General features: G+C 67.9%; 6 protein-coding genes. 1 reads left to right on the top strand and 5 read right to left on the bottom strand.

Going from position 1 to position 8071, the window contains the following annotated elements; all coding sequences use genetic code 11:
• The 4 genes from ACJ8AT_RS34985 to ACJ8AT_RS34970 all read right to left on the bottom strand — a co-directional run.
• Positions 1-328 (bottom strand): hypothetical protein (locus ACJ8AT_RS34985; RefSeq protein ID WP_407742305.1); only part of this gene is annotated, 328 nt, incomplete at its 3' end.
• Positions 329-440: 112 nt separating this feature from the next.
• Positions 441-1631, bottom strand: coding sequence for a hypothetical protein (locus ACJ8AT_RS34980; RefSeq protein WP_407742304.1), 1191 nt, complete (start codon positions 1629-1631; stop codon positions 441-443).
• A 61-nt stretch (positions 1632-1692) separates the two neighbouring features.
• Complete coding sequence (locus ACJ8AT_RS34975) at positions 1693-2292, bottom strand: transposase (RefSeq protein WP_407742303.1); 600 nt, start codon at positions 2290-2292, stop codon at positions 1693-1695.
• Between the two features lie 286 nt (positions 2293-2578).
• Positions 2579-3361, bottom strand: coding sequence for an IS630 family transposase (locus ACJ8AT_RS34970; protein ID WP_407742302.1), 783 nt, complete (start codon positions 3359-3361; stop codon positions 2579-2581).
• A 410-nt stretch (positions 3362-3771) separates the two neighbouring features.
• Between ACJ8AT_RS34970 and ACJ8AT_RS34965 the strand changes: the two genes are divergently transcribed.
• Positions 3772-4878 carry a GNAT family N-acetyltransferase gene (locus tag ACJ8AT_RS34965; protein WP_407742301.1) on the top strand — a complete coding sequence of 369 codons (1107 nt, stop codon included), beginning with the start codon at positions 3772-3774 and terminating at the stop codon, positions 4876-4878.
• Between the two features lie 17 nt (positions 4879-4895).
• On the opposite strand, the gene ACJ8AT_RS34960 is transcribed toward ACJ8AT_RS34965, so the two are convergent.
• Positions 4896-8003 carry a DUF3427 domain-containing protein gene (locus ACJ8AT_RS34960; RefSeq protein WP_407742300.1) on the bottom strand — a complete coding sequence of 1036 codons (3108 nt, stop codon included), beginning with the start codon at positions 8001-8003 and terminating at the stop codon, positions 4896-4898.
• Between the last annotated feature and the right edge of the window lie 68 nt (positions 8004-8071).

The raw sequence follows: 8071 nt of genomic DNA, 5'->3' as shown, positions 1-8071 counted from the left end.
TGGCCAGATCGGTGAGGATGGTCGGGGCGGTGTTCCCTGACCAATTGCCATACCAGATGTAATAGAGCTTGGTGTTTGTCGTCATGATGGGACCGCCGTTGTAGGCAATCCCATTGCCGATGGTGGCCCCAAAGCCGCCAGGGCCGTGCGTGGGAGGCGACAACATCGTGCCGCCTCCCTTCCCCATCGGATTACTGGGGGCTTGAGCCTGGAGCGCTACATCGTCGGGCGGCAGCTCCTCCTCCGTGTAATTGCAGCCCATCAGCCCAAGGCACAGCAGGAAGAGCCCTGCTCCCATACGGCGCAGCACCCACAAGCTCGGTTGCATGGAAATCCCTTGAAATGAAGAGAGAGCGGACTATCCATGGAAATCCGTTATTTGTCAACGGATCACAGGTCTGGTGAACGGTGGATCCCCCGGCGTGAGAACGGTGCGTTGCCTATTCAGGGTGGCCCGCCTGAGCCGTTGCAACCCCAGCCCCGCAGTCGAGGCGGACGCGGCGCGTCCTGCCATGCGTGTGCACCGTCATCGACTCGCCGCACTTGAGTACGACGGAGTGCTGCATGCCGGGGTAGTAGACCTCGAACGCTTCAGGGGCCTCCTGGGCTTCTTCTCCTGGAGCAACCGAGGACGGCTGTTCGTACTCCGCGGTGTCGTCCGTGTCGGCTCGGTTGCCGGTATCCTGGCGCTCGTACTCCGCCTCGCGAGAGGCAATGGCCTGGCTGTTGGAGCCCCTCCAGAAGACGTTGCCGGAGACGCCGCTGAACAGAGGCAGGGCTCCTCCATAGGGGCGTGAGTCCGCATCCGAGTGATAGGGGAGGATCCTGTTCACGAAGGGCTCCACCGTGAACGACGCGCTCCGGGTGTCGCCCAGCTCTCCATAATCCGCGCGGCCAGGGCCCGCGGTCTCGGCCAACACGTAGGTCTGCCCATTGTGGGTGAGGGTTGTACGCCCCTTGGTGTCGCGGTCGCGGATGGCGGTGAGCAGGTGCGCCTCGTTCACCTGGTGCAGGAAGAGGATGTCCTCGGGGTTGATGAGGTAGCTCAGGATCCCCGCGAAGAGCGTCGCCTTCGAGTCACAGTCCCCCAACCCCGACAGCAGAATGAGCGGGGCCGGGGACAGCCCGGAGCGGAACACCCCATCGCCATCGAAGTCCGGCACGCCGTAGGGGATGTCCTGGGTGAAGGCCATCGCCATCTTGATCCGGTCCGTCCGAGTGTCCATCCCTCGCTGCCGCAGGCTCTGGACGATGAAGTCAGCGATGGGCTGGGCGAACTCTTCGGCGTAGAAGTTCGTCACGGAGCTCAGATCGACCTCGACCCTGTCGCCGTTGCGCAGGAACAGGCCGTTGTCGAGGATCTTGGAGCGGTTGGCCGCTTCCGCGTTCGTGTACGGGCGGAAGAAGCCGCTCGGCAGCCCGAAGCGGGAGATCATCTCCAGGGTGTGCTGATAGTTGTAGGTGTGCTCGAAGAGCTGAGGGGTGTCGGTGTGGTCCTTGAACCGGAAGCGCACCTGGAGCCCGCCCTCGGGCGTCCGCTCCGCTTCGTACGAGACGTGCTTGTTGATTCGCAGCTCCGCCGGTGGCGTGGACGAAAGCAGCGCCGCGACCACAACCCATCCCAGGACCATGGCAGGCCCTCCTGCTGAGGTTGGAGGGACTGACGGCAGCGGGGGCCGCTGTATTCACCGCCTACTCGTAGCCCACCCCGCGGCCTGGGTTGACTGTTGCGCCGGGGCCCGGCTCACCCCTGCCGTGGGCAAGCCCAGGTGCTCCAGTATCGCTCGCACTGCCCGCCCTGCCTTCACGTACGCCAAGACCCTTAAGCCTGCCTCCACACCTCACGCAGGCGAACACGTCGAAGTCGAACGTCCTCTTCAGCAACTCTGCCCCATCCACTCGCGGCGTCCTCTGCTTCATCCGCTCCTTGCTGGCCGCTGCCTCACTCCCCGCTCTCGCCTCCTCCGCTTGGGGGACCAGAAATGGCCGCAGTTTGGCGCCTGGAGCGAAGACGCCGTGGAACCTCGTGAGGTTTGCCCGAGGCGCAGGCACCAGGGACGCCACACGCCGTAAAAGTTCCAGCCCGGTGAAGAGCGGGTGCGTCGTGCCGTCCGGCAGCGGGCGCTTCATGCGATAGGCAATGCGGCCGTCCTCCGCTCGTGACAAACGCTCCAGCGCCAGTGCGCCACGCGCCCCGTAGCGACATAGCCGCTCCAGTCCCTGCCTGTGCTGGCCTCGTGGACCGCGCGCACCGGACAGGGGGGAGATGGGCGCGCGGTGAAGCCCGCGCACTTCGGGGCGGGCTTACGGGGCCGGTGCGGCCCTCCCACATTGAGGCGGGCCTACTGGGTCCGTGCAGCGCGCGTCGGACACGGGGAGCCGGGCACGGTGCAGCCCCGCGCGTCGGACAGGTGAAGCCGGGCCCATGGAGCCACGCGTCCAGGCTCGCCTGTTGGGCCCGGTGGAGAGTGCCTGCGCCGGACACGTTTGGAACCGTGGAGAGAGCACGCGCGACGTTCGCCTACGGGCATTGTGGAGAGCGGGCCTAGTGGACTGTCCGACAAGTTTTTCAACATAGTCAGGACAGGTGGCGGTCGATCCACGCGTGCATCTTGGAGCGAGTCCAGGACCAGGTGAATGGATGGGCGTAGAGACGGTTGTACTCGGGCCAGCTGGTGTTGAGGTGGTCAATGAGGCCGCCGCGGCTGGCCCACTCTCCGCGCCGCAGGTAGCGCTCTGTGAAGGCGCGTAGGAGCAATTCGGCTTGGTTGAGCCAGGATGCATGCGCCGGAGTGAAGAGCACCCGGACGAGCGGATAATGGGTGTGCAGCCAATCCCGCGTCTGCCGGGCGACATGGCTGGAGCCGTTGTCCCAGATGAGGTGGATACGGCGCGCGTGGCGATGGTCCCAGAGCAACTGGGGCAGCACCGCTCGTAAGCAGGCCCCATCGTTCTTCTCCAGCGCCCAGCCGCGCATCCGGCCTGAATGCACCTCGAGCTTGACCAGGAGGTTGACCGTGCCGCGTCGCACGTACTCGAACTCGCGGCGTTCGATGAGGCCCGAGTGCATGGGGCGTACGGGGTACTCACCTTGCAGCACCTGGATGTTGGGCTTCTCGTCCACGCACAGCGCCACCTCGCCTTGCAGCGCCAAGCGCTGGGCGTGCTCGTAGCACCAAAGCACCTGAGCGGCCTTGCGGCGGAAGGTGTCATTCAGGGTGGGGGTCTTCCAGTAGCGCGTGCGGTGAGGTTGCAGGTCGGCGTCCCGCAGCAGGAGCGCCACGGTGGAGTGGGAGAGCGTGGGGGCAATACCCCGCTGGCGTGCCACGACGGCCAGGCTTCGGGTGGACCAGTGCGTCATCTGCAAGCCAACTCCCGCCGGTTCACAGCAGGCCAACTGTTCCACCTCCACTCGCTGCAGGGGGGGAAAGCTCCCGCGGACGGCCGGAGCGAGGCGCATCCCAGACGGCCTGCACTCCCAGTTCGTCGAACCGGCGACACAGGGCCCACACGCTCGTCCTGTCCAACTCGAACTTGTCGGCCAACTCCGTGACCACCGTGTCCGGCTCGGCCATGGCCAGCAGGATCCGGGCTCGCCGGGCCGTGCGTTGCTCCGTTCGTCCGTCTCGTACCAGACTCTCCAGGTACTCCGCTTCTGCGGCGGACAGATGGATGAGGTGGGGCGGTCGTCTTCTCATCCACCGGAGTTATTCATCCCCCTCGACTATGTCGAATGACTTGTCGGACAGTCCACTAGGCTGCCTCGCGCTCATGAGTCCCATGCGCCGCGCCACGCCCGAGGACAACGCCGCGCTGTTGGAGCTGTTCGGCGCGGTCCCCATGCAGGGCGAGCTGGTGCTCTCCACCCAGCGCTCCCCGGACTACTTCGCCCTCTTCGAGCTGCAGCGGGGCACCACCGAGGTCTGGGTCCACGAGGAAGGCGGCCGCCTGGACGGCATGGGCGCCATCCACGTGCGCGAGGGGTGGCTGGATGGGCGGCCGAGCCGGGTGGGCTACCTGGGAGACTTGAGAGCCCACTTCTCGGCTCGGCGCAGCCGGGGGCTGGCGCGCTTCTATGGCCCCGTCCTCGAGGAGGCGGCCGAGCGCCACGGCGTGAGCGCCTTCCTCACGGCGGTGATGGCCACCAACTCCGCGGCGCTCCAGGCGCTGGTGCGGCGCAAGGCCTCACGCGCAGCCCAGCCGCACTACGCGCTGCTGCGCCGCTTCTCCGCTGTGTCCGTGCAGTTCCTGCTGCGCCGCAAGCCGCGCCCGAGCGCCTATACGGTGCGCCGCGCCACGCCCGAGGACGTACCCGCCATGGCCGCGCTGCTGGACGCGGACCACCGCGTGCGCCCGTTCGGCTATCGGTATGACCTGGGGGAGCTGGAGCACCGGCTGGCGCGCTGGCCGGGGATGGAGGCGGAGCGCAGCTACCTCGCGTTCGACCCGGACGGGCGGCTGGTGGGGTGCACGTCGGTGTGGGATCCAGCGGCGGTGAAGCGCTACCGGGTGCTGGCGTACCGGGGCGGGATGCGCTGGATACGGCTGGGCTTCGACGCGATGGCCGCGGTGGTGGGAGCGCCCCGGCTGCCCGCGCCCGGCCAGGACTTCCGTTACTTCTACCTCTGCAACACGAGCATCGCGGGAGAGGACCCCGCCATCTTCCGCGCGCTGCTGGAGCAGGTGTACGCGGATCACCAGGGGCAGGGCTTCCATTTCTTCACGCTGTACCTGGGCGAGCAGGATCCGCTCGCGCCGGCGCTGAAGGGCTTTCTGCTGCGCCGGCTGGACTTCCACCTCTACGCGGTGACGCCGGCCAGCCGCCCGAGGGATCAATTTCCTCCCGGGCGCACCGGCTTCGAGATCGCCCTGCCCTGAGAGGCGGCTCCCACGTCTCAGCCCGCGACGACCTTCGCGCGCTCGAGCAGTTCCACGGGCAGCTCGTGCTCCAGCCTCCAGACAATGGCCATGGGCCGTGAGCCCTCGTGCTTCATGTAGCGCGCAGGCCCCGCGTAGACATAGGGCGATGCGCCCAAGAGTCCCTCCTTCGTCTCGCGGATGAAGAGGTGCACGGATGAGCCTCGCGCCACATGGCCGATATACCGTTGGCCCGTGTCCGAGCTCTCACTCGTCGCGTTCTGCGACTCCCAATGGAAGAGCCGAGACGAGATGGCATAGTCCCGGTAGCGTGTCGTGGGCGAGTAGTGACGCTCTGTCTTCTGCAGCGTCACGAAGAACAGATCCGCCCGCTCCTCCTCTACCCACTTCACGCCCTGGCGGACCGAGGCCGGCTTGTCCACGCCGAAGGCCGCGAGCGCCTCGTCACGGCTGTACCGCGCATGCACCCGCAGTGGCACCCGCCCCGCCGGATCCAGGGGCGGTGTCACCCGCTCCAGGCGCTCGACCAGCAACCCCAGCACCTCGAGCAGCTCGCGCCGGCGCGCGGGCTCCGCCCACAGCCTCCTGAGTCCCTCGCCCAGACGCTCCGGGGACTCATTCGCTCCCCACAGGGAGAAGTGCAGCATCCACAGCAGGCGCAACTCGCGCGGGGACACGCCCTCGGTGCGCGGGGGCTCGGGCCGATCGAGCAGGGCCCGGTAGGCCTCCAACCGCTCCGGGTCGTCCAGGTGCAGCATCCGGCCGATGGCTCCCGCGAGCTTCGCGTCCGCCGGTCCGCCGGGCTCCATCCCGAGGCCCGCCTCTCGCCGCAGCCCAGCCCATCCCCGCTTGTCTCCTCGGTACAAGTCCTCCGGCTCGACCCCCGTCTCCTCCAGGAACCGAGCGAGCCCGACGTCCCCCAGGCCGCGCAGCTCCGCGACCAGTCCGCGCCAGCCGATGTTCAGCGCCCGGCGCACGTTCTCCAGCACAAGCCCCGTCGCCACCCGGTCCAGCGAGAGGTGACAGCCCGCCGGCAGATACGGAAAGCCCTGCTCCACCTGCCGCTCCAGCTCCCGCCGAGACGTCCCCGTCAAGGCTCGGAGCCGCGTGTCGAAGCGAAAGCGCGAGTGCTGCTGCCCAATGAAGTCCAGCACCGTCAGGCACGCCTTGCCATCGCTGTGGCGCAGTCCTCGGCCCAGCTGCTGGAGGAACACCGTGGCGCTCTCCGTGGGCCGCAGGAAGAGCACCGTGTCCACCTCGGGCACATCCAGTCCCTCGTTGAACAGGTCCACGGCGAAGAGCGCATTCACGCGCCGGTCCCTCACCGCCCGGAGCGCCTCGATTCGCTCCTCCTGGCTCGTGCGTGAAGACACGGATCTGGCGGGAATGCCGTGCTCGTTGAACTTGCGAGCCATGTACTCGGCGTGCTCGATGCTTACGCAGAACCCCAGCGCCCGCATCCGGCCAACGTCACCGACTCGCCGGCGCACCTCCTCGATGACCTTCTGGGCCCGCGCGTCATTGCCCGTATAGATCTGGCTCAGCGCGCCCAGCTCGTACCCTCCTCGCCTCCACGCCACGTGTGACACGTCCACGTCATCGTGCACCCCGAAGTACTGGAAGGGCGCCAGCAGGCCTCGATCGAGCGCCTCCCACAGCCGCAGCTCCACCGCGATGCGCCCGTCGAACCACTGCTTCACGTCCTGCCCGTCCATCCGCTCGGGCGTCGCCGTCAGGCCTACGAGGACGCGGGGGGACAGGTGCTCCAGCAACCGGACGTAGGTGTCCGCCATGGCATGGTGGAACTCGTCTACCACCACGATGTCGAAGTGGTCGGGGGCGAGCTTGGCCAAGTCCACCTGTGCCAGGGATTGCACCGAGGCGAAGACGTGGCGCCAAGCCTCCGGCCGCTCGCCACCGACGTAGAGCTCGCCGAACGCGCCATCACGCAGCACGCTCCGGAAGGTATGGAGGCTCTGGCGCAGGATGGTGTCGCGGTGCGCCACGAAGAGCACCGAGTCCACACGCCCCTCCTTGCGAAGCCGCGCATAGTCCAGCGCCGCGAGCACCGTCTTCCCCGTGCCGGTTGCGGCGACGACCAGGTTCTTCCACCGGCCGTGAAGCATGCGCTCGGCCTCGAGCCGCTCCAGCATGGCGCGCTGGTGCTCAAAGGGCCGCACCTCGAGCCCCACGAGGGTAACGCCCGCTCCCTCTCCCCGCTCGGCGGCGATGGCGCTGTCGAAGCGAGCGGCGTCACGGGCCGGCTCGTAGGGCTCGAAGGAGGTGTCCTCCCAGTAGGCCTCGAAGGTGGCGCGAAAGGTGTCCACGAGGTGGGGCTGCTCGGTGGCGGCGACACGGACATTCCACTCCAGCCCGTCCAGCAGCGCCGAGCGCGAGAGGTTGGACGAGCCGATATACGCGGTGGAGAAGCCGGTGTTCCGGTGGAAGAGCCAGGCCTTGGCATGAAGCCGAGTGGTCCGAGTCTCATAGGAGACGCGGACCTCCGCGCCCATGTCCACCAACGCATCCAGGGCGCGCCGGTCCGTGGCCCCCATGTACGTGGTCGTCAGCACGCGCAGGCGGCAGCCTCGCTCGCGCAGGGCGCGCAGCTCCGCCTCCAGCACCCGGAAGCCCTGCCACTTCACGAAGGCACAGAGCAGGTCCACCGCGTCGGCAGACTCCAGCTCGCGCCGCAGCTCGGTGCCAATGCGCGGCTGAGTCGAGCCATTCACCAGGAGCGCACTCGCGCTCAGCGGCACTTCGGGGCGCGCCGGAACATGGGGCGGCCCGGGGTGCGAAGGACGCTCCAGGAGCGCGAGGAGCACCTCGTGGGCGTCGGCCACGGGCTCGGTGGTCTCCAGGCCCGCATCCCGGCTGAGCTGGGCGATGAGGCCGTTGACGAGCGCCACCTGCCGCGCGAGCGCCGCGCCTCCCTCCGCATTGCCTTTCACAAGCCTGAGGGCGTGACGCACCTGGGTGTGGACGTGCCGGGCGAGCAGCACATCCGCGTCCTCGACATCGAGCTCCTCACGCCGGACGAGCTCCGAAGGAGTGCCTTCAAGCTGCCGGGCGAGAGGGACGGTGACGAGCTGTTCGTAGAGCCCAGGGACCAACTTGACGGACATGGATGGAGTGTATCCCCGTCTCCTCCGAGCGATCCCTCCATCTGAATCTACTGCAGCGGCAGCTCGCG

The organism is Hyalangium sp., from assembly GCF_045802625.1.
Classification (GTDB): Bacteria; Myxococcota; Myxococcia; order Myxococcales; family Myxococcaceae; genus Hyalangium.
The sequence above is the reverse complement of the archived record's forward strand: the minus strand, read 5'-3'. Positions and strand labels throughout refer to the sequence as shown.

Excerpts from the sequence above, each read along its gene's own strand:
- ACJ8AT_RS34980 (WP_407742304.1), bottom strand. The coding sequence starts at position 1,631 with ATGGTCCTGGGATGGGTTGTGGTCGCGGCGCTGCTTTCGTCCACGCCA.
- ACJ8AT_RS34970 (WP_407742302.1), bottom strand. The coding sequence starts at position 3,361 with ATGACGCACTGGTCCACCCGAAGCCTGGCCGTCGTGGCACGCCAGCGG.
- ACJ8AT_RS34965 (WP_407742301.1), top strand. The coding sequence starts at position 3,772 with ATGAGTCCCATGCGCCGCGCCACGCCCGAGGACAACGCCGCGCTGTTG.
- ACJ8AT_RS34960 (WP_407742300.1), bottom strand. The coding sequence starts at position 8,003 with ATGTCCGTCAAGTTGGTCCCTGGGCTCTACGAACAGCTCGTCACCGTC.